Genomic DNA, 24221 nt, shown 5'->3' with positions numbered 1-24221 from the left:
TGCGTTAGTTGCAACGATACCGGGTATCGCATCCAAGAATAAAAGTACACAATTCTACGAGACCGCCTTATAAATCGGAACTTTTAAGGTCCTTAGCACGTAATTGCAGGCTCACATTACCGTTCCAATGATTCTCATCTAAGGAATAAACCAGATCAAAAGACTGTTTGTCTTGAAGAAGGTCAAGCTTTTTGCCCAATCCAAATCCAATGCCGTCAAAGCTGTATTGACCATCGGTAGCCTTGAATTTCAAATGAGACTGATCCGATCCGACCTGCTTGGCCCAACCCGAGTCTTTTAAATTTCTACTTACAAAGACTGGCGTACGGTTCCCGGGACCAAAAGGAGCAAACTGTTTGATCAATCGGTAGAACTTTGGGGTGATGTCTTCTAGTTTCAGCTCTAAGTCAACACTGAGCTGAGGGGTCTTTAAAGATTCGTCCAAAGTTTGCGCCACCACCTTTTCAAAAGCAGCCTTAAACGCAGGATATTGAGCTTCGTCTAAGGTGAAGCCAGCAGCGTACTTATGACCCCCGAATTGAATCATATGTTCTTTACAAGCGTCTAAAGCTTGATACACATCAAAGCCACTTACGGAGCGGGCAGAACCTGCCAGCTGCTCTCCAGATTTGGTAATCACCAATGTGGGGCGGTAGTAGTTTTCTATAAGTCGAGAGGCTACGATCCCAATTACGCCTTTGTGCCAATGTGGCTCGTATACCACTGTAGTGGCGCGATCTTCTTCTTTTTGATCCAATATTTTAGCCAAAGCTTCTGCGGTGATCTGTTCATCTGTGGAACGCCTTGAAGTATTAAAGGCCTCGATCTCTTGCGCGAATCCCAAACAAGAATCCACAGAGTCTGCCATGAGCAGGGCAACCGCATAATCCCCGTGCTTCATTCTACCCGCAGCATTGATCCTCGGAGCAACCACAAAAACCAGATCACTAATGTCAAAACTGGTTTTATCTCGCTGCGCTAAAAGTGCTTTGATTCCCGCTCGTGGTCGTTGATTGACTACCTGCAAACCGTGCGCCGCCAATACCCGGTTCTCTCCTGTCATAGGTACAATATCTGCCGCAATAGCTGTTGCCACCAAATCTAAATAGGGCAATAGAGAGTCAATTCCCAAATTGCGTTGAGCAGCTAAGGCTTGGATCAGCTTAAAACCTACCCCGCATCCGCAGAGTTCTTTGTACGGATAATCGCAATCCGATCGCTTGGGATCCAAGACAGCAACAGCATCCGGAAGTTGGTCTCCTGGTAAATGGTGATCACAAATAATAAAGTCTATCTCACGCTCTTTAGCGTAGGCCACTTGTTCTATCGCTTTTACACCACAATCTAAAGCGATGATAAGGCCAACTCCATTATCACTGGCAAAATCAATGCCCTGCAAAGACACGCCGTAACCCTCTGCATATCGGTCTGGAATATAGGTGGAAACTCTGTCGTAATAACTCAGCAAATAAGAAGCCATTAAAGCTACGCTGCAGGTGCCGTCCACATCGTAATCGCCATAAACCATGATCAATTCCTCATTGGCAATTGCGGCTTCAATACGAGCTACCGCCTTGTCCATATCACACATAGACAAAGGATCGTGCAGGGCATCCAAAGAAGGTCTGTAGAATTCCTTAGCAGCATCAAAAGAAGTGATCCCCCGTTGCACCAATAAAGTAGCGACAACCTCGGGAATGCCTAGGGCATCTCTAAGTTGGTCAACACTTTGTTGAGGAGGTATTTCTTTAAGGTTCCATTGCATGGGATGCGATTGATTAAGGAGGATATGACTACAGGAGTAAAGGTAGCCAAATTGCGGTTTTTTATGTAAGGTTTCCCGCTTTTCAACGCCTTAAATTTGTAAATTCACAACATAAAAAATTGAACCCATGCCTTTAGTGACTCCACTTTCTCCGGACCACGATCCGGAAACCGCCGAACTGGCCAAATTTTTCAACGAAACCCTTGGCTTTTGCCCAAACAGCGTACTGACCATGCAACGCAGACCGGCCATTAGCAAAGCGTTTATCAACCTCAACAAAGCGGTTATGGCCAATGAAGGTCGAGTGACCTCTGCCCTTAAGAGAATGATCGCTTGGGTAAGCAGCAACAGTACGGGTTGTCGTTATTGCCAAGCGCATGCCATTCGCGCTGCAGAACGCTATGGAGCAGAACAAGAGCAATTGGACAACATTTGGGAATACCGTACTCATCCGGCTTTTAGTGAAGCTGAACGCGCAGCCCTTGACTTTTCACTGGCAGCTTCTTTAGTTCCTAATCAAGTAGACGAGCAGATCAAAGAACGTCTCTACCAACATTGGGATGAAGGCGAGATCGTTGAAATGTTAGGAGTGATTTCCTTGTTTGGATACTTGAACCGTTGGAACGACTCTATGGGAACTTCTATTGAAGATGGTGCTGTAGAAAGCGGTAATCAGTATTTAGGAAAGCACGGTTGGAATAAAGGGAAGCACCTTTAAGAAGCTCCGGCTACTACCAATACAAATTCACCTTTAGGCGCTTTGGTTTCAAAGTGCCTTTTTATTTCGCTTAAACTCCCACGGACAATCTCTTCATGAAGCTTGGTCAACTCGCGGGCAGCAGCGGCTTTGCGGTCTCCGCCAAACAGCTCTTCAAACTGCGTGAGGGTCTTTAATAACTTATGCGGAGATTCATAAAAGACCATGGTTCTGGACTCTTCTTTAAGACTATCTAAACGCGTGGCACGTCCTTTTTTGACCGGCAAAAATCCCTCGAAAACAAAACGTTCGCAAGGCAAACCGCTTGCGGCTAAAGCTGGAATCAAAGCAGTTGCACCAGGAAGGCATTCCACCTGCAAACCCGCAGCCAAGGCTTCTCGAACCAACAAAAAACCAGGATCACTAATTCCCGGAGTTCCCGCATCAGAGATCATAGCCACAGTCTGTCCTGCCTGCATTTGAGCAACAATAGCCGCTGTGGCCTTGTGCTCATTGTGCATGTGATAAGAACGCATGGGTGTGGCAATATCGTAATGCTTGAGTAACTTTCCGCTGGTACGCGTGTCTTCTGCTAAGATCAAGCTAGCCTCTTGCAGCACTTCTAAAGCGCGCAAGGTGATATCCTTTAAATTACCAATAGGAGTGGGAACTAAATAAAGCGAAGCGTTCATCTATAGTATTTACCAAAAAAGTACGAAGTCAGCAGAGCAATAGCTGCCAACAGTACAAAGGTAACCGAATCTCCCAAACGTTCGTGGGCAAAGAAGGCAAGAACCAAATCAAAGAAGAGACCGGCATATGCCCATTCGGTAACCCAAGGGATCTTGCGCCATAAGATCATGACCACAGCCAAGATCTTGGCAACGGCCAAAGGAATAACTAAGTAATCCGGGTAATTGAAGCGTCTAAAGAAGCCTTCAACCATTTCTGTGTTGGAAAAATACATGCTGGCAGAATAGCACATGATCAAACAAATGGCCACGGTGCTGGACCAATAAATGAGTTTCCCGGGATTCATCGGCTTAGAAGCGACGCTCAATGATGCTCATAAAACGCTCTGCAACCTCTTGTTTATCCAACCAGTAATTGTACTCGGGTTTTACTTGTAATTGAATAAAGTTTTGAGCTTGCTCAAAGGAATCGCAGGTGTCTAGTTGAGAGATCACACGCGCATAATCTTCTGGTTTGTTGTCAAACAAATGCTTGATAAAAGCAATGCGGTCATTGAGTCCAATTTGTGCCCCTGCAGCAGATGCCTCATTAAGCGAACGTGGTTTGTCAACCGTGTTGTTTGTGGTCTCTGCAACTTCTTGCGTTGGAGGCTCTGGAGTCTCTACCGATGTAGGCGGAGCTTCTTGTTTGCGCTCAAACACAGGCGTGTGTTTGTAATCTGCAGCAAGGTCTTCCAAATCATTCTTGACGTATTTAGGCTTGGGCAGAATATCTTCTAAAAGCGCATCGACCTTTTGTGATTCCTCCGGCATTTGAGCTACAATGTCTTTGATCTTTTCAATGAGCGGCTCTACAAGTTCTTCATCGTGTGCTGGTTTTTCAACCGGCTTTGGTTCTGTAAACCAATTTTGCTCCCGATAACTCTTAGAGTCTAAAGATTCTTTATCAGGCACTGGAGTGGTCAATGGATCAACGCCCACCTGAGCTTCTAAATGGCTTAGGATGATGAGTTTTTCATAAAGTCTTTGAGCCTTCCCTTTGAGCTCTACGGCACTCAGCACCTTAGGCCCGTCTAGTATTTCCTGTGCCAACTCGCGCAATTCGGCATGGATAGTCTTGTTCATTTTTCTCACTTTACTGAAGTTTTGGAATTGAATAAATCACACGATCGGTCTTGTTAGTCTGATTGCGATCTAAAAATGTAATGTTCAACCCATAACTTATCAAATTAGCTCCTTTTTATTTGGACGTTTTGTTACCTTTACGCCACCCGTTAATCCTAACGGAAATATGTCTTTTTTCGTGTAGTAAATTACAAAATGTTTCTCGAAAACACCGTAAATCAACAAGAACAGTTTGGATGGATAGAAGTCATCTGTGGCTCTATGTTCTCTGGTAAAACAGAGGAATTGATCCGCAGACTCAAGCGCGCTCAATTTGCAAAACAGCGCGTGGAGATCTTCAAACCAGCGGTGGATCGTCGTTATGACGAGGAAATGGTAGTTTCTCATGACAGCAACGAAATTCTCTCCACTCCGGTTCCTGCTGCTGCGAATATTCCCATCCTTGCAGACAACTGCGATGTGGTTGGAATTGATGAGGCACAGTTCTTTGATGATGAGATCGTCAAGGTCTGTAATGACCTTGCCAATCGCGGTATTCGCGTGATCGTGGCCGGCTTGGATATGGATTACAAAGGCAACCCTTTTGGACCCATGCCCGCACTTATGGCCACAGCAGAATACGTTACCAAGGTACATGCTGTGTGTACCCGAACGGGAAACCTAGCGCAGTATTCTTATCGCAAATCCGCCAATGACAATTTGGTTCTACTAGGAGAAACTGATGAATACGAACCTTTGAGTCGTGCTGCCTTTTACAAGGCCAACCTGCGTGAAAAGCTCTCAAAAATGGAAGTTAAAGATCCTGAGCAGATCTCGCCCAAACAGAAAAAAGCATGAGTTCAGTTTCAGAAACCGTATTGGAACTGGACCTGGGTGCCTTGCATCATAATTACCATTTCTTAAGATCAAAACTCAACCCAGATTGCAAAATGCTCGCGGTGGTCAAAGCCAACGGCTATGGGGGAGATGCTACTACCGTGGCTCTGGAATTGCAAGAACTTGGTGTTGATTACCTAGCTGTAGCTTATGTAAATGAAGGATTATTCTTAAGAGACGCTGGAGTGACTTTGCCCATACTGGTTTTACACCCACAACCCGTCAATTTTGAGTTGATGGTCGCGAAGTGCCTGGAGCCGAGTATTTATTCGGAGCGACTATTGGAAGCCTTTAGCAGGTTTGCCAGCGATCAGAAATTAGTGGCCTATCCCGTACACCTTAAAATAAATACTGGACTCAACAGACTCGGATTTGATCCGCAGCAAGCAACGAGAGCCGCAGATCTCGTGAATAAGAGCGAGTTTTTATCCTTACGGTCTGCTTTCACACATTTAGCCGCCAGTGAAGATGCCGCCGAACGCGACTTCACCTTGGGTCAACTTGCAGCATTTGACGAGGTCCTTCCTAAATTACGTGCTTTAGGAGATCAAAAATTCTTTGCGCATGCTACCAATACTTCTGGGATTCTTAATTACCCGCAAGCGCATTATGATCTGGTTCGCAGCGGAATAGGTCTTTACGGATACGCAAATGCTCCAGAATTAGATCGCGAACTCAAGCCAGTGATGCGACTAAAAACTGTGATCAGTCAGATCCACAATTTGCAGCCGGGAGATAGCATTGGCTACAACCGCGGTCATGTGGTTGCATCACCCATGAAAATGGCAACACTTCCCATTGGACATGCAGACGGTTTGCCAAGAGCCCTTGGAAAAGGTGTGGGAACTGTTATCATCAACGGAAAACAAGCCCCAATTGTCGGTAATGTTTGTATGGACATGATCATGGTTGATGTTAGCGAAATTGATTGCCAAGAAGGTGATGAAGTGGAAGTATTTGGCACGATTCAATCCGCAGAAGATTTAGCCAAAAAAGCCAACACGATTTCCTATGAGTTATTGACTGCAGTTGGTGGTCGAATAAAACGTGTCGTTCTTCGATAAGTGTGTTAAAAACTTAGCCACTGCTTTTAACATTCCGCCTTAGTTTTTAGTACTTTGTAGTCAATTAACTAATACATCAATATTCCATGTTAAAAGAATTTAGAGATTTTATCATGACGGGTAACGTCATTGATCTAGCAGTAGCAGTTATTCTTGCTGGTGCAGTATCTGCAGTAGTTAAAGGATTTGTGAGCGACATCATGATGCCTGTGATCGGTCATTTCACAGGAGGTGTCAGCTTTACAGATCTCAAGATTGTATTGACAGAAGCTGTTGTAGCTGCTGATGGTACAGTGTCTACTCCAGAAAATGCGATTGCTTACGGTAACTGGATCGATGCCATCATCAACTTGGTGATTGTAGGATTCGTACTGTTTATGATCGTTAAGGCTTACAACAAGACCAAGAAGAAAGAAGAGCCGGCTCCAGAAGCTCCGGCAGGACCATCGCAAGAAGAATTACTTGCAGAGATCAGAGACCTACTTAAAAAATAATCTCTTTTAAGATTAGATAGCAAAGCTGCCTCCCCCAAGGCAGCTTTTTTTATGCTTCTTTTTTGATTTCCTTTTGACGGCTTGCTGTACTTTTGCATTTTAAATTTTAAATCATGTATAAAGTAGCAGTTGTTGGGGCCACCGGAATGGTTGGCCAAGTCATGCTCCGCGTTTTAGAAGAACGCAATTTTCCTATTGAAGAACTCATTCCAGTTGCCTCAGCGCGATCGGTTGGAAAACCTGTAGCCTATAAAGGCAAAGAGTTTAAGGTGGTGAGTATGGAAACTGCACTTGAAATGAAACCACAGTTGGCACTATTCTCTGCTGGAGGGGATACTTCCAAAGAATGGGCGCCAAAATTTGCTGAAGTTGGTTGTACCGTAGTAGACAATTCCTCCGCCTGGCGCATGGAACAGGATATCAATTTGGTGGTTCCAGAGATCAATGCCTATGATTTGACAGCCTCGGATAAAATCATAGCTAACCCAAATTGTTCTACCATTCAATTGGTAATGGTGCTTAAGCCCTTGCATAACAAATACAAGATTAAGCGTGTTGTCATCTCAACCTATCAGTCTGTTTCTGGTACGGGTAGCAAAGCTGTAAAGCAAATGAACAACGAGGTGAGCGGTGTCAAAGGAGAGATGGCCTATCCTTATCCCATTTACCGCAATGCCCTGCCGCATTGTGACGTCTTTGAATCCAACGGATATACTAAAGAGGAGTTCAAATTGGTTCGAGAAACTCAAAAGATCCTCAATGACAAAAGCATTGCCTTAACGGCTACAGCGGTGCGCATCCCTACAGAAGGTGGCCACTCCGAATCTGTCAACATTGAATTTGAAAACGACTTTGAGCTCAATGAGGTCCGCAATTTGCTTGCGGGAACTCAAGGCGTGGTGGTACAGGACAATCCTGATACCAACACGTATCCTATGCCGATCTACGCGCATCATAAAGACGACGTATTTGTAGGGCGTATTAGAAGGGACTTGAGTCAGTCAAACAGTTTGAACCTATGGATCGTGAGTGACAATCTGAGAAAAGGAGCTGCGACCAATGCGGTTCAGATTGCTCAGCATTTGGACCGGGAGAAACTTTTGTAAGCTGTTTGGGGAGGCTTCGTCTAAGACCTCATAATCAACCCAAAACAGTTAAAATGAAATATTTAAATCTTATTATACGCGTTGGACTAGGACTGATGTTGTTGCTCTTTGGATTCAACAAATTCTTCTGGTTTCTACAAGACTTTGACTTTTCTGGATATCCACAAGCTGAATATTTATTCACCGCGCTGCGTTATTCTAACGCAACAGATGTTGGTAAAGGGTATTTGATGGGCCTTGTCGGCCTCACTGAGGTAGTCGTAGGATTGCTTTTAGTCATTAGAAAGTGGGTGCCGCTAGCCTTAGTAATGCTCGTGCCTATTTCAATCAACATTGTCTTGTTCCACGCCTTTTTGAATTTGCCAAACATCGGCCCTGCCATCTTAGTGGCATTGCTTAACGGATATTTGATGTACAAACATTGGGACGCATATAAACCCATGTTCTCTTAATAGCCCTATCAGAAATGATAGAATAGCAACCATCCCTGCGGATGGTTGTTTTTTTTGCAATAGTTTTGTTAAATGCTTGGGAGGTAGGGTTTTTTGTCCCGTTCTTGTTTAATATTTACACTAATGTGCCAACCATGATCAACCTTATTCAAAGGATAGGAGTACTCTGCCTTGCCTTTTTGGCTTTGGTAGCATGTAATTCTGACGATAACGGCTACACGCCCTTGACCTATGTGGCGGTAGATGACACGGCTGTTGTTGCACAAAATGCAACCATTTCTATAAATGTATTTACCAACGATGAAAATGTGCCTCAAACAGGTTCATTGAGTGTTTCTGCGGCAACCTCTGGCAGTGTAAATATCCTTGACCCGAACAACACTCCAGACGATCCAAGCGATGATCTTATTGAATACACTGCAGACGGATTCACCGTTGGGGAGGTCACTTTCACTTACAATATTTGCGAGGATGGAACCGATAATTGCGTTGGAGCAACCTTGAGAATCAACGTTACCCCAGTAAGTCCGGTAAACTTCAATTTGGAGCAATTCCCGTACGACAACCTATCAGACTACAATTTCTTTGATGGGGCCATGGCAGATCAGCTCCCGGTTTATGGTGTGCTGCCATACAAACCCATAAGTACTTTATTTACGGACTATGCCTTAAAGAAACGTTTCATTTGGATGCCTGATGGAGCTCAAGCGAATTTTACAGAGTCTTACGAGCTTTTAGACATGCCGGTTGGAACCATTTTGATCAAGACCTTCTATTATGACAATGTGTTGCCTGAGGGCAATACGAGAATCATCGAAACCCGTTTGATCTATCGTAAGGCCTCTGGTTGGGAGTTTGCAGAATACATCTGGAACGATGAGCAAACAGAAGCGACCTTGAATCTCGACGGAGATTTCACGGAGGTAACTTGGCTGCAAGAAGGTGTGGAGCGCACCATCAATTACCGCATCCCGTCAGAAGCGGAATGCTTTACCTGCCATAAAACACAATTAGATCCGATCCCCATTGGACTCAAACCACAACACATCAACAGTGATTATGCCTACAGTGATGGCGTGAGCAATCAGCTGCAAAAAATGGTAGCCATGGGCTATCTGGCAGATAACCTGCCTGCCGATATACAAACCGTAATTGACTGGAGAGACACTTCGCAGCCCATCAGCTTGCGCATGCGCTCTTATGTAGATATAAATTGTGCGCATTGCCATTCAGACGATCGTCATTGTGACTATCGCCCGGTGCGCTTTGCCTTTAATGAAACTGCGGACAACGTGAATTTGGGCGTATGTGTGGATCCGGAAACTCCGATTCCACCCAACACTCAGATCGTGGTCCCTGGCGATATTGACACTTCTGTTTTATACTTTAGAATGAACTCAGAAGCAGAAGAATACCGCATGCCCCTTTTGGGCAGAACTATACGCGATGACCAAGCAGTTGCCATGGTGGAAGCCTGGATCAACTCACTTACGGGAACTTGCGACTAAACAACGTTAAACACTTAACTAAAAAATGACATGAAAAAAATTATGCTAAGCATCCTTGCCTTGACTACGGTAGGTGCTGTTTTTGCCCAGGATTCTGCGGGTAGTGTGGATCCGGTTAGCTTCAGTTTTTCTTCTGTATCTACCTCGGGATCTAACCGAGCTGTTGTGGATATGAACGGAGATTTTCTGGACGATATCGTTTCGATCAGTTCTACCAACGTGAACATCTTGGAACAACAACCCGACGGAACTTTCGTGACTCGTAACATTTCAACATCCTCTGCAAACTACACACCTTCTTGGAGTTTAGCTGCAGCTGATTACAACCGTGACGGATACACCGATTTGCTTTACGGAGGTGGAAGTGGAGTAACTTTTATGCGTTCTGACGGAACAGGGAGCGGATTTGTTGAGGTTTCAGGACCTGAATTCGTATTCTCTCAGCGTTCCAACTTTGTAGACATCAATAACGATGGAAACATGGATGCCTTTGTGTGTCACGATGTTGCTCCTAACGTATACTACATTAATGACGGAACCGGAGCTTTGACCTTTAACCAAGGTGGTTTAGGGGATTACCCTTCTGGGGGTAACTACGGATCTGTATGGATCGATTACGACAACGACGGTCTTTTAGACATGTTCATCGCTAAGTGTGGTGGAGAGGTTGCACGTAGAACCAACCAAATGCACAGAAATAATGGAGACGGTACCTTTACAGAGAACGGCGTAGCCATTGGCTTGGCAGACCCGATGCAAACTTGGTCTTCTGCTTGGGGAGATTTTGATAACGACGGAGATATGGATGTCTTTGTCGGAGCAAGTTCTGGAGCGCACAAACTTATGCGTAATAACGGTCCTGGATCTGGATATACCTTTACTGATGTAACCGCTGCTTCTGGTGTATTGTCAGTTACGGCTACTGGAATTGAGAACGCTACGCACGATTTCAACAACGACGGTTTCTTGGATATCGCCTCTAACGGGAACATCCTTTACGGAAACGGTGATCTAACCTTTACTACTATTTCCTTTGGAGCCATTAGTGGAAGCAACGGAGCTTTTGGAGACTTGAACAACGACGGTTTTGTAGACGCTTTCAACTCAGGCTTTATCCGTTATAATGACGGGAACGCCAACCACTGGTTGACCATCAACACGGTGGGAGATCCAAGTAATGTGAACGGTATTGGAGCTCGAATTGAATTGACTACAGATGCCGGAACACAGATCCGTGATGTGCGTAACGGAGAAGGATTCCGTTTCTTGAGCACGCTCAATACACACTTCGGATTGGGAACTGCGACTAACATCAACACTTTGGTTGTTAAGTGGCCATCAGGTACTGTGGACACTTTTGAAGATGTTGCTGTAGATCAAGTTTTGACTATCTATGAAGGTCAACCTTTGAGTGTTGAGGAGCAAACTAATGAAGTTGCCTTAACTGTTTTCCCTAACCCTGCTACAGAGTTGTTGCAATTGGATTACAGAACACCGCTTAACGATGCTCAGTACAACATCTATAACCTAAACGGTGCTTTAGTACAGTCTGGAACAGTGGGTAACCAAACCATCAATGTTGCAGCGCTAGCTACTGGTGCTTATGTTTTAAAGATTGAAACTAACGGAGCTGTGATCAACAAACAGTTCTTGAAGAAATAAGAGAAATACACTTCTCAAAATTGAGCCCTGTGGTCACCAGATCACAGGGTTTTTTATTTTTATTATCTTTAGTAATGCGCTCATGCGCAGCTCACTAACTAACCACCGCCCTATGAATTCCACCTTTTCTAAAATTTTAAAGTGGCTTTTAGGCCTTGCCTTATTGGCTTTTGGAGCCAACAAATTCTTTGAATTTTTAACACCACCAGAATTCCCGCCTCGAGCCGCAGAATTTATGACCTCACTAGATGCCACAGGCTATGTGCTCTATATTGTAGGTGCTTTAGAAATTCTGGTAGGCCTGATGCTTTTATTGAATAAATGGGTTCCTTTTGCACTTATATTACTCGCGCCCATTTCCTTGAACATTGTACTGTTTCACGTCTTTTTAGACTTGCCAGATATTGGCATTGCTTTGGTTGTAGCCGGACTCAATGCGTTACTGATTTATAAATACTGGAAAGCCTACACCCCACTGTTTACTTGAGACGAGCTCTTAAGTTGCTGTTAAACTGATTTTTGCAGCAATGCAGCAACGCTAGTTTTTCTTACCTTTAGCTGCCTTAAAATTCAGCTGGCAATCGGCTGCTTATTAGGCCCGTAAAACTAAATTTAGATGAAGAGATTATTTGGAGCAGTCCTCTTGGCTGTAGTGGCAATGAGTTGCCAAGAAAATACCCCAGAACCCGTACCCACAGTGGAATATCATCAAACCAAAAAAGTAGACACCGTAGATACTTACTTTGGTGTCAATGTAGCTGACCCTTACCGTTGGCTAGAAGACGACAGAAGTGAAGAAACAGAAGCTTGGGTAGACGCCCAAAATGAAGTGACCAACGGATTTTTAGATACCATTCCATTCCGCGAAGAACTCAAATCGCGTTTGGAATCTATCTGGAACTATGAAAAAGTTACTGCGCCTTTTAAAGAAGGAGACTATACCTACTTTAGAAAGAATGACGGTTTGCAGAACCAGTACGTGGTCTACCGCTACAAAACTGGGGACGACCCAAGTACTGCAGAGGTTTTCTTAGATCCGAATACCTTTAAAGAGGATGGAACCATTTCCCTTTCTGGGCTGAGTTTTTCTGAGGATGGATCCTTAGCAGCCTACAGTATTTCTGAAGGGGGAAGCGACTGGCGTAAGATTTTGATCATGGATGTTGCTTCAAAAGCCATCATTGAAGACACCTTACGCGACGTGAAATTCAGTGGTATTTCTTGGTATAAGAATGAAGGATTCTATTACTCGAGTTATGATAAGCCAGAAGGTAGCGAGCTTTCTGCAAAGACCGATCAGCACAAACTGTACTACCACAAATTAGGAACAGATCAAGGAGCAGATCCAGTAGTCTTTGGAGGAACAGAAGCTGAAAAGCACCGTTATGTTGGCGGTGGCGTTTCTGAAGACAACAAATGGTTAGCCATTTCTGCCTCGGTTTCAACCTCCGGGAACAAAATGTTCTTAAAAGACCTAGAGAATCCCGATCGCCCATTGATCACCGTAATTGACAATGTAGATAGCGATACGTATATGTTGGATAACGATGGAGACACTCTTTATTTAGTGACTAATCTAAACGCTCCTAACCAGCGTATCGTTAAAACCTCAGCAACAGATCCCAATCCAGCCAATTGGGTAGATGTGATCCCAGAAACAGAGAACGTATTGAGCCCTTCTACGGGAGCAGGATATATCTTTGCGGAATACTCGGTAGATGCCATCTCTAAGGTGATGCAGTACAACTATGACGGTACTTTGGTACGTGAGGTTGAATTACCGGGAATCGGTTCAGCAGGCGGTTTCTTCTCTAAAAAAGAAGAGAACGAGATCTACTTCAGCTTTACCAATTACTACACGCCAGGCAGCATTTACACCTACCAAGCAGACAGCGGTGAAGTTGCGCTATATCGCAAATCAGCCATAGATTTCAATCCAGATAATTATGAAAGCACTCAAGTTTTCTATACCTCTAAGGACGGAACAAAAGTGCCGATGATCATTACCCACAAGAAAGGTTTGGAGCTCAACGGTAAAAACCCAACCATTCTTTACGGCTACGGTGGATTCAATATCTCTTTAAACCCTGGATTTAGCATTGCTAATGCCGTTTGGATGGAACAAGGTGGAGTTTATGCCGTGCCTAACCTTCGAGGTGGTGGTGAATACGGAAAAGCTTGGCACGATGCCGGTACGCAAATGCAAAAGCAAAATGTATTTGACGACTTTATTGCTGCAGGAGAATACTTGATTGAAAACAAATACACCTCTTCAGAATACCTCGCGATCCGCGGTGGATCTAACGGAGGTCTTTTAGTTGGAGCCGTAATGACCCAACGCCCAGACTTGATGAAGGTAGCCTTACCTGCAGTAGGAGTTTTGGACATGTTGCGTTATCACAGCTTTACCGCCGGTGCAGGATGGGCTTATGATTACGGAACCTCAGAAGATTCCAAAGAGATGTTCGATTATCTTTTAGGATACAGCCCAGTACACAATGTGGAAGAAGGTGTTAACTACCCAGCCACTTTGGTCACCACTGCAGATCATGACGATCGTGTGGTACCAGCCCACAGTTTTAAGTTTGCTGCAGAACTGCAAGCCAAGAACGGAGGAGCCAATCCAACATTGATCCGTATTGAAAAAGATGCCGGTCACGGCGCTGGAACTCCAGTGAGTAAAACCATTGAACTCTATGCAGACCTCTTTGGCTTTACCCTCTACAATATGGGTTACCGCGTACTGCCAGAAGATGTCAGTTCAAAAGTGAAAGGATAAAACATAAACGCCCTTGCCAACAAGCAAGGGCTTTTTTCTATGCTTGAAGTCTCCATTGAACAATTCGGCTATGACCAACAAGAGCAGCTGTTGGGTCCTCTTAAATTCCATTTGGAAGCTGGGGAACATTTAGCCATTCTGGGAGAAAGCGGGAGTGGTAAATCAACCCTGCTCCACTTGATCTATGGTCTAATGGATCTCCAATCTGGCCACATTCAATGGAAAGGCGATCCTGTTCTAGGGCCCAAAGATCAATTGGTTCCTGGCGCTCCATATATGAAGCTAGTAGCTCAAGAAGCCAATGTGATGCCCTACACTACAGTTAATGAGAATATTCAAGAACATTTTTCCAGACGCAATCCGGAGCAAGAAGCCACAAGAACTGAGCAGCTGCTTGAGCTTTTAGACCTGGTACCATTTGCCAAACAAAAAGTCAAGTCACTGAGCGGGGGTCAAAAGCAGCGGGTGGCCATTGCGAAAGCCTTGGCCTTGGTTCCTGAAATCCTGCTTTTGGATGAGCCTTTTGCCCATATAGATGAGTTTAGACGCTCGCGTTTAAGGCGGCTCTTGTACAATTACTTAAAACAGGAAGGAATCACCTGCATTACCGCTACGCACGACGCCAATGAGGCCTTGAGTTTTGCAGATAAGGTCTTGATTCTAGAAGCAGGAAGCGTTTCCTTTTACGGACCTCCACAAGAACTGTATAAAAACGTCTCCAGCGCATACCAAGCGGGATTCTTTGGAGAGATCAACGCGCTTGAAGACGGGCGCTATTTGTTCCCACATCAACTAGTGGCAGTCTCTGAACCTGCCGATTTCTCTGCCACTGTGCACGCCAGTTATTTCAAAGGAAGTCACTATCTTATTCATGCTAAAAACGGACCTCAAGAGTATTTTTTCAACGCATCAGACGCTCTAGAATCGGGTACTCAAATCCACCTAAAAATTCAAGATTAATGCGCTTTTTAAACCCTATTCCACAAATAAAAGTGGTCTTCTCCATCGCAGTAGTGCTTTTAGGAGCGTATTTGCTTACCCAAGGCACTATGTTTGGCCTGATCTTAATGGGGGTTGCAGCGCGTTTATCCTTAAGAGAAGGAGCGGAAGTAAACGTCTTTGAAAAGAAATACCGCCACTTGTATTCGGTATGGGGAGTGACTATTGGTAGTTGGAAACCCCTTCCTGAGATTGAATACGTGTCTGTATTTAAAACGACCAAAAACTATCGCGCCCGCGTTTGGGTTGCTGAAGCAGCTATGGGAAAGACGGTCTACCGCATCAACTTGTTTTATCAAAGGAACAAGCACATCACGGTCTATGAAGGAGAAACAAAAGAAGATGCTATGCACAAGGCTGATGGCATTGCAGCATCCTTGAACATTGAGGTCTATGACGCGACGCGTGATGACGATTAATAAATTGCCTTGATCTCTTGGCTCTTGCCGTTCCAAGAAAACGAATCGCCTACCGCTTTTCCTAACAACAGTTGCCCAATTGGACTCTGCGGCGCAATGGCCCAATAGGTTTGATCTTTTGAGACTAAAGCTCCAGCAGGAATCGACAAGAAATACCACTGCTGATCAGTTTCTACCAAACTGCCTAAATGAACTCTTCCCGTCACGGAATCCGTTATAATTTTTGAAAGCACCAAGCGCTGCTGGTCTAAGACTTTGAACTGCTGCCCCAATTTCTCACTTTGCAATTGCAAATGAGCGCGCTCCGTATTGTGTTTGTCTCCGGCGCTGCTCTTTACGGCTCCAGACATAGATTCGTCCACAGCCGCTTGCGCCTGCTTTAGGCCTTTCAACCGCTTATCGAGTGAGGCATGACATAGCTGTAATAAGTCTTCTTTATTTGGCACCAAGGTCGTTGGGTGTTTCTGATTCAAATTCCAAAGGTCCAAAGTTAATCATCTGCTTGCTGATCCAGCGTTTTCTCTTAGCAATATAAGCTGATGGATTTACAGGCTGATAATTTCTAGGATTGGGCAAAATAGCCGCTAGGGCCGTGGCCTGATCCTTGCTGAGATCTGCTGCTTCTTTGTCAAACCAATGCTGAGCTGCAGCATGAGCGCCGTATACACTCGGGCCGAATTCAATACTGTTCAAATAGACTTCCAAAATGCGCTCTTTGCTCCAATAAATCTCGATCAAAAAAGTAAAATACGCTTCAAATCCTTTCCGAACCCATGAACGCTGAGGCCATAAAAAGACATTCTTTGCCGTTTGTTGACTGATGGTGCTCGCTCCGCGTAATGCCTTGCCTTCTTTATTGCTGGCTTGGGCTTTTTTAATGGCTGCTACATCAAAACCCTTGTGATTTAAAAACTGCTGATCTTCCGCACAGATCACCGCTTTTTGTAGCTCAGGATTGATCTGTTCTAAAGCGATCCACTGATGTTGTACTGGCGCAGGTTCCTCCTGTTGGAAATATCGAATAGCCATTAAAGGTGTTGCTGGAACAGGCAAATAACGATACGCCAAAACCCAGAGATTGGACAAGACCAAAAACCAAAAGAAACTCTTGAATAGAAAACGAATGAATTTGCGCATTAATCAATTAGATTGGCCAACGCCTGGCCGGTATCCGCACCAATGGCAACTCCCATTCCGCCTAGGCGAATTCCGCAGAAAACACGGTTGGAAAGCTGCTTGACAATGGGCGCTTTTTTACTGCCCACTCCCATAATACCGCTCCAGCGCTGTTCAATTTTAACGTCTTTCCCGGGTAAAATCGTATGGCGTAACAGTAAATCTAAGGCGTTTTGTATGCGCTCTGTGGTCTCCATGACTGTAGTGGTCTCTCCGTCCACATCCAAATTGCGTCCACCGCCAAAGAGAATTCTGTTGTCAATATTGCGGAAGTAATAATATCCGCGGTCTAAATGAAAGGTGCCGTTAAAGTGAAGGTCTGGAATAGGTTCGGTGATCAAAACTTGCGCTCTTGCCGGTTTAAGATCTTCTTGCAACAGACCTCCGGCCAAACCATTGGTAGCTATCAAACAGCGGTCAACAGAGATCTCCGTACCGCCATTGAGTTGCAATTTCACTCCAGACTCATCGTCAGAAATAGCGGTGACTGCCGCACCATTGATGATTTGAATATTATGAGCCTGCGCCTTTCGGATCAAGGCCTGCATCATAGCTCCGGTGTCTATCTTTCCTTCAAACTGATTGAAGATGAGCTTCGGTTGAAGCTGATTGAATCCAAAGCTATTAGCTACCGCGCTAAAAACAGGAGCCTTAAAGATAGGATCGAGTAGAGCATTTAATTTTGATATAGCGGTTAGACTTTCTTCATAGAGCTCCGTGTCTTCTTGAGTAAATAACTCATAACCGCCACAGGGATCAAAGGCCAAGGCAGTGGTACCTAAGAGTGATTTTAAACTTTCCAGACCGTTGACACGCCTTTTAACCAACTCTAATACTTCTTGCTTGCTATGCGAAGAAAGGTCGTCTAAGAGCTCGGAAACGCTTCCAAAACAAGCAAAGCCTGCATTCTTAGTGCTGGCTCCAGAAGGCAGCATTCCACGCTCCAAAACGGTGATCTTGGCTTGACTAAATCGAGTGCGTAAAGCCAAAGCTGCAGAAAGGCCCACGATGCCGCTTCCAATAATCGCGAAATCAATATCCTTAAACCAAGTTTTATGTTCCCAATAGGAAAGCGTCATTTCTTAGACTTTTTAGCAATGATGATAAAAATGACCATAAACAGCGGAATAGAGAACGCAAAATATACTCCCAAAGTCTTGAGCCCAATAGCGACCACTATAACAGAGGTCACTACAAAAGCCATGTGTTTAAAATAGCCTTCTCGCATGGACTAAAAATAAAAAAATCCGAAGCCAAAAGACTCCGGATTTCTCAATATCTCAAAAAGAAGTGTTACTCTTCTTCTGGTTCGCGCATTTCAAAGTCGTTCATGAATGCCGTGGTATAGTTTCCTTCTACGTAGGCGTCTTCTTCCATGAGTTGACGGTGGAATGGAATGGTCGTTTTGATTCCCTCAATAACAAACTCGTCTAGCGCACGTTTCATTTTAGCGATCGCCTCCTCACGCGTTTGCGCAGTAACAATCAGCTTCGCGATCATAGAATCATAGTTCGGTGGAATCATGTATCCGGCGTATACGTGAGTATCTAAGCGAACTCCGTGTCCTCCCGGTGCATGCAAAACGGTGATGCGCCCTGGCGAAGGTCTAAAGTCGTTATAAGGATCCTCAGCGTTGATACGACACTCAATAGAGTGCAATTGCGGATAGTAGTTCTTTCCGGAGATCTTTACCCCAGCAGCTACTTTGATCTGCTCGCGGATCAAATCGTGATCAACAACTTCTTCGGTAATCGGGTGTTCTACCTGAATACGCGTGTTCATTTCCATGAAGTAGAAGTTGCGATGCTTGTCTACTAGGAACTCTACCGTTCCAGCTCCTTCATAGTTGATGTATTCTGCTGCTTTTACCGCGGCTTTACCCATGGCATCACGCAACTCATCTGTCATGAATGGAGAAGGAGTTTCTTCCGTTAATTTTTGGTGACGACGCTGTACAGAACAGTCACGCTCACTGAGGTGACAAGCTTTTCCTGTAGAATCTCCAACTACTTGGATCTCGATATGGCGTGGCTCCTCAATGAGTTTCTCCATGTACATATCGTCGTTTCCAAAGGCAGCCTTACTCTCTTGGCGAGCAGACTCCCAGGCAGCTTGAAGATCTTCTTCTTTCCAAACGGCGCGCATTCCTTTTCCTCCTCCACCGGCGCTAGCTTTAAGCATAACAGGATATCCTGTCTCAACTGCGAGCTTTTTACAGGTTTCAAAGTCTGGAATTACACCGTCTGAACCAGGAACACAAGGTACTCCTGCAGCTTTCATCGTGGCTTTTGCAGAAGCTTTGTCTCCCATACGGTCAATCATTTCTGCGGAGGCACCGATGAATTTTATCTCGTGCTCTTCACAAATCTTAGAGAACTTCGCATTCTCAGATAAAAACCCGTATCCGGGGTGAATCGCGTCAGCATTGGTGATCTCTGCTGCAGCGATGATGTTCGATATTTTTAGATAGGATTCTGAACTCGCAGGCGGTCCAATACACACAGCCTCATCTGCAAAACGCACGTGAAGACTGTCGGCATCGGCAGTAGAATATACAGCTACCGTCTTAATACCCATCTCTTTACAGGTTCGGATAACGCGCAAAGCGATCTCTCCCCGATTGGCAATCAGTATTTTTTTAAACATAACACTGTGATTTTTTGCATCAGTCCAGACTGACTAACACACTATGTAATCCGATTTGACTATGATGGGTCGATTAAGAATAGTGGCTGATCAAATTCAACTGGAGAAGAATCCTCAACAAGGATCTTCACAATTTTACCAGACACTTCTGATTCGATCTCGTTAAACAGCTTCATGGCTTCAATAACACAAAGCACATCGCCGTTACCTATACTGTCTCCTACCTCAACAAACATTGGTTTGTCTGGCGCCGGGCGGCGATAGAAGGTTCCAATAATAGGGGATTTGATCGTAACGTATTTTGAATCGTCACTCGCAGGTGCAGCTTCTGCAGCAGGCGCAGCGGCTTCAGCAGCCGGAGCTGGAGCAGCAGCAACAGGTGCAGCGGCAACAGGAGCAGCAGCAGGGATTTGCTGAATGTAAGTGGCCTCAGGGCCTTTGCTCTCCATCCCAGTACGGATGGTGATCTTAAACTCGTCCGTCTCCAATTTTACCTCGTTTGCGCCAGACTTGGCTACAAACTTGATCAGATTCTGAATATCCTTAATTTCCATCGGATTTTGTTTTTTAGTTTATTAGGTTGTGGTTTTTATGAATCGTATGCCCAGGTCAAATAAATAGAGCCCCAGGTAAATCCGCCTCCAAAAGAGGCAAAGATCAATTTGTCTCCTTTTTTAAGCTGTTTTTCGTAATCGTATAGGCAAAGCGGTAGGGTTGCCGAAGTGGTGTTCCCATAACGCTCAATGTTCATCATCACCTTGTTGTCATCCAACCCCATACGGCGGGCGGTAGCATCTATGATGCGTTTGTTAGCTTGATGAGGAACCAGCCAGGCAACATCATCGCCGGTTAGTTCGTTGCGTTCTAGGATCTTCGCAGCACCGTCTGCCATATTGGATACGGCAAATTTGAATACTGTTTTTCCGTCTTGGAACACATAATGCTTTTTGGCGTCTACGGTTTCATGAGATGCAGGAAGGATTGATCCACCTGCGTCGATCTTCAGGTGCTCGCGGCCAATACCGTCGCTTCTCAGGACCTCATCTTGCAATCCGTAGCCTTCTTCATTAGGCTCAAAAAGCACAGCGCCACCGCCATCACCAAAGATGATACAAGTGGCACGATCTTCATAATCAATGATTGAAGACATCTTGTCTGCTCCAATGAGCAGTACTTTTTTATAACGCCCAGATTCAATATAGCGCGCTGCCGTAGACATTCCGTAAAGGAAACTTGAGCAAGCCGCAACTAAATCATATGAAAAAGCGTTTACGGCTCCTATCTGAGAGGCTACGTAAACGCCTGTTGCTGCTACCGGCATATCCGGAGTCGCTGTGGCCATAATGACCATGTCAATATCTTTTGGGTCGGTGCCGCTTTTCTCAAGGACATCTTGTGCGGCTTTGATGGCCAAATAAGAAGTTCCCTTATTGCTGTCCTTTAACAGGCGGCGTTCTTTGATTCCGGTACGGGTGGTAATCCATTCGTCGTTCGTATCAACCATAGTTTCCAGAATCTGGTTGGTCAGTACGTAATCTGGCAGGTAGCCCCCGACAGCGGTAATAGCTGCTGTGATCTTACTCATTTTACAGAATTCAGTACACAAAAAAAGGCATTATTGCCTTAAAAGGAAGTGAAAATAACGAATTTTAGACAAAAACAAGCCAAAATTGGCTCATTTGTGACATTTTTGGCTTCTTGTAATAAAAAACTCTCGCGAATCAAAAAATTTGACCGCGAGAGTAATATTTTACAAAACAGGTACTACTATGCTTCTGCAGACTCGGTATCGTCGATAAGAACCTGTCCACGGTAGTATAGCTTTCCTTCGTGCCAGTGCGCTCTGTGGTATAAGTGCGTTTCTCCTGTAGTAGGATCAGTGGCCAATTGAGGTGCAGTAGCTTTATAATGCGTTCTGCGCTTGTCTCTTCTGGTTTTAGAGATCTTTCTCTTAGGATGTGCCATTACTTATTTATTTATCCGTTAATAATTTCTTTAAATCGTCCCAACGCGGATCTGTTTGATCCTCGTCAGTTTGTTCTGCCTGACTGTTCAGACTGAGTTCTTCTAACTTTTCTAGAGCTTCTGATTTCAAGGTGCCGTCTGCAACTCCGGGATGAACCCTTTTTACTGGAACAGCTAGCACAAGACTCTCATATATATATTGTGCTATTTCAACCTCGTAACTGCCGTGAGGCAAAATCAAAAGATCTTCTTCTTCATCATTGTACTCTTGTCCAAATTTAACCACGAGGTCAAAATTGCCAGAAATCGGCTGATCATAAGGCTCATTGGTCAAGTCACAATTGATGTTGACGGTTCCTTCAAACTGAAAATGCAGGTCCAAAAGGGTGCTTTTCTTTTCCAGTTCTAGGTCAACTTTTACGTCGGCCTGATGGAACTCATCATATTCAAAGTGCTCAAAGAACGCGTTGTCTATCTGATAGTCAAACTGATGGGCGCCTAATTTAAGGCCCACAAACGGGATAGTATATGCTTTTAATTCCTTCACAATCAACTCGTTTACGATCCCGTCTCTATCAAAGACGGCTGCAAAGATAATAATTTATTTAGAAGTTATTAGAACTTTTCACCGTTGGTTAAAAAATTGCCCTTTTGCGGCTGTGCTTTGCGTTTTTATCGCTCCGTAGCGCTGCTATGCAGCTCAAAAAACACTGCTCCCTTCCACAAAAATTTCAATTTTCACTTCAACGCGAAAAATTCGAATCACTTCTGCTGGAGTATTGCTGGTCTATCTTTTCTTCGCTAAAACCTTACGGGCTCTTTTCTGCAAAGGATTAGCGCTCAACTCTAAATATTCTTGTCGGGTCTTATAGATTTGAATAGCACTGAAGACCGCCTCTTTAAAAGAAGTGTGATCGGCCTCGCCTTTTCCGGCCTTATCATAAGCTGTTCCGTGGTCTGGAGAGGTGCGAATTTTATGAAGTCCCGCCGTATAGTTCACCCCTTGTCCAAAGGATAGTGTTTTGAAGGGCACTAAGCCTTGGTCGTGATAGGCGGCAATGATGGCGTCAAAATTTAAGTGATTCTTGGTTCCGAAGAAACTATCCGCCGCATACGGCCCGTATACTAAAGTCCCTTCCTCATTGAGTTTGGCCAAAGTTGGCCGTACTACCTCATCGTCTTCTTTTCCAATTACGCCATTATCACCGGTGTGTGGGTTGATCCCCAAAACGGCAACTTTTGGCGTAATAATACCAAAGTCCTGTTTTAAGGTTTGGGTGACTGTTTTGATCTTGGTCTCAATGAGCTCTGGTGTAATGGCTGCAGAAACATCTTTTACCGGTAAGTGGTCCGTCAAAAGACCCACGCGCAAAGACTCATTGATCATAAACATCATACTGTTACCCTCTAACTCTTGATTGAGATAATCCGTATGGCCAGGGAATTTAAAGTCTTCTGCTTGAATGTTGTGTTTGTGAATTGGCGCGGTGACCAAAACATCAATATTGTCTTCTTTTAAGGCGCGCACTGCAGACTTAAAGCTCTTTATGGCGTAAGCTCCAGCTTCTGGGTGCTCTTCTCCAAATTGGACATTCACCCCTTCCTTCCAAACATTAAAGACGTTGATCTTTTTATGAGCGATCTGATCCAACTTGTGAATGCCGTGCAAATTCATTTGCAATCCAAAATGCTTTTTGTAAAAAGACATCAGTTTAACTGAAGCGAAGATCACTGGCGTGCAGAACTCCAACATACGGGAATCCAAAAAGGTTTTAAGGATGATCTCTCCGCCAATTCCGTTGAGATCTCCTATGGAAATTCCTACTGTGATCTGTTCTTTTTTGCTCAAAGCCTTTGGGTCTTAAACCGCCTTTAGTTCAGCAATAACAGCTGGGCGATTATTCGTATTTTTGTACTACAAAGTTAACAACAATATTAAGATGTTTACAGGGATCATTGAAGAAGTAGCAGAAGTAGTGAAAATTGAGCGCGATGGCGGAAATATCCACATCAGCATGCAGGCGCAAATGACGCCAGAGCTACAGATCGATCAAAGTGTGGCTCATAACGGTGTTTGTCTCACGGTAGTGGCCATTGATGGCAATCAATATACGGTTACGGCTATAGATGAAACCCTTCAAAAATCCAATCTCGGAGAACTCGCTGTGGGTAGTGGTGTAAATTTAGAACGCGCCATGAAAATGGGGGCACGTTTGGACGGGCACATTGTTCAAGGACACGTAGATCAAACAGCGACCTGCATCGCAACTGAAACCTTAGACGGTTCTTGGACCTATAGATTTAGACATGATCTGATTCCAGGAAACCTCACAATAGAAAAAGGGTCAATTACGGTAAATGGCGTAAGTCTTACTGTAGTTGACAGTACGGATACCGAATTTAGTGTGGCGATCATTCCCTACACGCATGAGCATACAAACTTTCACGCGCTTAAAGCAGGCGATACGGTCAATCTGGAATTTGATGTTGTGGGAAAATACGTTCAGAAATTGCTAAAACAATCTAGCTAAGACGTTTTCTTCTGTAGGCAATAAAGATACCTAGCGCGACACCAAAAATAAGCAATACAAAACTTGATGCATCTATGGGAAGCCCCGGTGGCGGGGGGCCCGTAGGCGGTGGTGGACTCTGGGCAGCTATTGTTTGGGGCAACAGCAAACACAGTCCTAAGACTGTTATTTTTACGATTTGGGGTCGCATATTCGGGTTCTAATGTACTAATTTTTTTAAAATCGCAAAGGAAAAGCTTCTTTCCAAGCGAATTAGTAACAGTTA

Annotated in this window: 27 protein-coding genes; 13 read left to right on the top strand and 14 right to left on the bottom strand. The window is 44.5% G+C overall.

The features are described from left to right. Nucleotides 1-67: 67 nt before the first annotated feature. Nucleotides 68-1765 carry a single-stranded-DNA-specific exonuclease RecJ gene (recJ, locus tag POW22_RS02470; RefSeq protein ID WP_272830955.1) on the bottom strand — a complete coding sequence of 566 codons (1698 nt, stop codon included), beginning with the start codon at nucleotides 1763-1765 and terminating at the stop codon, nucleotides 68-70. A gap of 127 nt (nucleotides 1766-1892) precedes the next feature. On the opposite strand from recJ, the gene POW22_RS02465 reads away from it, so the two are divergent. Next, nucleotides 1893-2483, top strand: coding sequence for a carboxymuconolactone decarboxylase family protein (locus POW22_RS02465; protein WP_272830953.1), 591 nt, complete (start codon nucleotides 1893-1895; stop codon nucleotides 2481-2483). Here POW22_RS02465 and rsmI read toward each other — a convergent pair. Genes rsmI through POW22_RS02450 form a run of 3 tightly spaced genes read right to left on the bottom strand, consistent with a single transcriptional unit; the run spans nucleotide 2480 to nucleotide 4279 of the window. Next, a complete protein-coding gene (gene rsmI / locus POW22_RS02460) occupies nucleotides 2480-3154 on the bottom strand; it encodes a 16S rRNA (cytidine(1402)-2'-O)-methyltransferase (RefSeq protein ID WP_272830952.1) in 675 nt (224 codons plus the stop codon). The genes POW22_RS02465 and rsmI overlap by 4 nt on opposite strands. After that, entirely contained in the window at nucleotides 3151-3501 is a 351-nt protein-coding gene (locus POW22_RS02455) for a DoxX family protein (protein ID WP_272830950.1), read from the bottom strand. Before POW22_RS02455 ends, rsmI begins: the two co-directional genes overlap by 4 nt. 4 nt (nucleotides 3502-3505) lie before the next feature. Continuing rightward, a complete protein-coding gene (locus POW22_RS02450; protein WP_272830949.1) occupies nucleotides 3506-4279 on the bottom strand; it encodes a hypothetical protein in 774 nt (257 codons plus the stop codon). 195 nt (nucleotides 4280-4474) lie between these two features. Between POW22_RS02450 and POW22_RS02445 the strand changes: the two genes are divergently transcribed. The 11 genes from POW22_RS02445 to POW22_RS02395 all read left to right on the top strand — a co-directional run bounded on the left by POW22_RS02445 (nucleotide 4475) and on the right by POW22_RS02395 (nucleotide 15638). Next, nucleotides 4475-5116, top strand: coding sequence for a thymidine kinase (locus POW22_RS02445; protein WP_272830948.1), 642 nt, complete (start codon nucleotides 4475-4477; stop codon nucleotides 5114-5116). Beyond that, nucleotides 5113-6219: an alanine racemase gene (gene alr, locus POW22_RS02440; RefSeq protein ID WP_272830946.1), complete on the top strand. Its 1107-nt coding sequence runs from the start codon at nucleotides 5113-5115 to the stop codon at nucleotides 6217-6219. The genes POW22_RS02445 and alr overlap by 4 nt, the downstream gene beginning before the upstream one ends. A gap of 86 nt (nucleotides 6220-6305) precedes the next feature. Continuing rightward, nucleotides 6306-6713 carry a large-conductance mechanosensitive channel protein MscL gene (mscL, locus tag POW22_RS02435; protein WP_272830945.1) on the top strand — a complete coding sequence of 136 codons (408 nt, stop codon included), beginning with the start codon at nucleotides 6306-6308 and terminating at the stop codon, nucleotides 6711-6713. A gap of 113 nt (nucleotides 6714-6826) precedes the next feature. Then, nucleotides 6827-7819: an aspartate-semialdehyde dehydrogenase gene (locus POW22_RS02430; RefSeq protein WP_272830942.1), complete on the top strand. Its 993-nt coding sequence runs from the start codon at nucleotides 6827-6829 to the stop codon at nucleotides 7817-7819. Nucleotides 7820-7872: 53 nt separating this feature from the next. Beyond that, a complete protein-coding gene (locus tag POW22_RS02425) occupies nucleotides 7873-8271 on the top strand; it encodes a DoxX family membrane protein (protein ID WP_272830941.1) in 399 nt (132 codons plus the stop codon). Between the two features lie 134 nt (nucleotides 8272-8405). Continuing rightward, nucleotides 8406-9779 (top strand): Ig-like domain-containing protein, encoded by a 1374-nt coding sequence (locus POW22_RS02420; RefSeq protein WP_272830939.1) that lies wholly within the window; start codon nucleotides 8406-8408, stop codon nucleotides 9777-9779. A gap of 30 nt (nucleotides 9780-9809) precedes the next feature. Continuing rightward, entirely contained in the window at nucleotides 9810-11441 is a 1632-nt protein-coding gene (locus tag POW22_RS02415) for an FG-GAP-like repeat-containing protein (RefSeq protein ID WP_272830938.1), read from the top strand. 112 nt (nucleotides 11442-11553) lie between these two features. After that, nucleotides 11554-11928, top strand: coding sequence for a DoxX family membrane protein (locus tag POW22_RS02410; protein ID WP_272830937.1), 375 nt, complete (start codon nucleotides 11554-11556; stop codon nucleotides 11926-11928). A gap of 129 nt (nucleotides 11929-12057) precedes the next feature. Further along, nucleotides 12058-14220, top strand: a complete 2163-nt coding sequence (locus POW22_RS02405; RefSeq protein WP_272830936.1) for a prolyl oligopeptidase family serine peptidase — start codon at nucleotides 12058-12060, stop codon at nucleotides 14218-14220. A 39-nt stretch (nucleotides 14221-14259) separates the two neighbouring features. Continuing rightward, the gene (locus POW22_RS02400) at nucleotides 14260-15180 is read left to right on the top strand and encodes an ABC transporter ATP-binding protein (protein ID WP_272830934.1); all 921 of its coding nucleotides are present in this window, start codon (nucleotides 14260-14262) and stop codon (nucleotides 15178-15180) included. Further along, entirely contained in the window at nucleotides 15180-15638 is a 459-nt protein-coding gene (locus tag POW22_RS02395; RefSeq protein WP_272830932.1) for a hypothetical protein, read from the top strand. Before POW22_RS02400 ends, POW22_RS02395 begins: the two co-directional genes overlap by 1 nt. Here the strand turns inward: POW22_RS02395 and POW22_RS02390 are convergent. The 10 genes from POW22_RS02390 to pdxA form a co-directional block, all read right to left on the bottom strand. After that, on the bottom strand, nucleotides 15635-16030 hold the full coding sequence (locus tag POW22_RS02390) for a GreA/GreB family elongation factor (protein ID WP_272830931.1): 396 nt from the start codon (nucleotides 16028-16030) through the stop codon (nucleotides 15635-15637). The two genes, POW22_RS02395 and POW22_RS02390, sit on opposite strands and share 4 nt — an antisense overlap. 43 nt (nucleotides 16031-16073) lie before the next feature. Further along, nucleotides 16074-16775, bottom strand: a complete 702-nt coding sequence (gene mtgA, locus POW22_RS02385) for a monofunctional biosynthetic peptidoglycan transglycosylase (protein ID WP_272830930.1) — start codon at nucleotides 16773-16775, stop codon at nucleotides 16074-16076. Beyond that, nucleotides 16775-17893, bottom strand: coding sequence for an NAD(P)/FAD-dependent oxidoreductase (locus POW22_RS02380; protein ID WP_272830929.1), 1119 nt, complete (start codon nucleotides 17891-17893; stop codon nucleotides 16775-16777). Before POW22_RS02380 ends, mtgA begins: the two co-directional genes overlap by 1 nt. Next, a complete protein-coding gene (locus POW22_RS02375; protein ID WP_272830927.1) occupies nucleotides 17890-18042 on the bottom strand; it encodes a hypothetical protein in 153 nt (50 codons plus the stop codon). Before POW22_RS02375 ends, POW22_RS02380 begins: the two co-directional genes overlap by 4 nt. Before the next feature lie 65 nt (nucleotides 18043-18107). Then, nucleotides 18108-19460, bottom strand: coding sequence for an acetyl-CoA carboxylase biotin carboxylase subunit (accC, locus tag POW22_RS02370; RefSeq protein ID WP_272830925.1), 1353 nt, complete (start codon nucleotides 19458-19460; stop codon nucleotides 18108-18110). A gap of 59 nt (nucleotides 19461-19519) precedes the next feature. Next, a complete protein-coding gene (gene accB, locus POW22_RS02365) occupies nucleotides 19520-20014 on the bottom strand; it encodes an acetyl-CoA carboxylase biotin carboxyl carrier protein (RefSeq protein WP_272830923.1) in 495 nt (164 codons plus the stop codon). 35 nt (nucleotides 20015-20049) lie between these two features. Further along, nucleotides 20050-21045 (bottom strand): beta-ketoacyl-ACP synthase III, encoded by a 996-nt coding sequence (locus POW22_RS02360; protein ID WP_272830920.1) that lies wholly within the window; start codon nucleotides 21043-21045, stop codon nucleotides 20050-20052. Between the two features lie 182 nt (nucleotides 21046-21227). Further along, nucleotides 21228-21425 carry a 50S ribosomal protein L32 gene (gene rpmF, locus POW22_RS02355; protein ID WP_272830918.1) on the bottom strand — a complete coding sequence of 66 codons (198 nt, stop codon included), beginning with the start codon at nucleotides 21423-21425 and terminating at the stop codon, nucleotides 21228-21230. Nucleotides 21426-21432: 7 nt separating this feature from the next. After that, nucleotides 21433-21972, bottom strand: a complete 540-nt coding sequence (locus POW22_RS02350; RefSeq protein WP_272830916.1) for a YceD family protein — start codon at nucleotides 21970-21972, stop codon at nucleotides 21433-21435. A gap of 240 nt (nucleotides 21973-22212) precedes the next feature. Then, nucleotides 22213-23274 carry a 4-hydroxythreonine-4-phosphate dehydrogenase PdxA gene (pdxA, locus tag POW22_RS02345; RefSeq protein WP_272830914.1) on the bottom strand — a complete coding sequence of 354 codons (1062 nt, stop codon included), beginning with the start codon at nucleotides 23272-23274 and terminating at the stop codon, nucleotides 22213-22215. A gap of 91 nt (nucleotides 23275-23365) precedes the next feature. On the opposite strand from pdxA, the gene POW22_RS02340 reads away from it, so the two are divergent. Then, nucleotides 23366-23956 (top strand): riboflavin synthase, encoded by a 591-nt coding sequence (locus tag POW22_RS02340; RefSeq protein WP_272831841.1) that lies wholly within the window; start codon nucleotides 23366-23368, stop codon nucleotides 23954-23956. The last annotated feature ends 265 nt before the right edge of the window (nucleotides 23957-24221 follow it).

Origin of the sequence: Gilvibacter sediminis (genome assembly GCF_028561565.1) — a bacterium.
Lineage (GTDB): Bacteria > Bacteroidota > Bacteroidia > Flavobacteriales > Flavobacteriaceae > Gilvibacter > Gilvibacter sediminis.
This window is presented reverse-complemented; position numbering and strand designations above follow the sequence as displayed.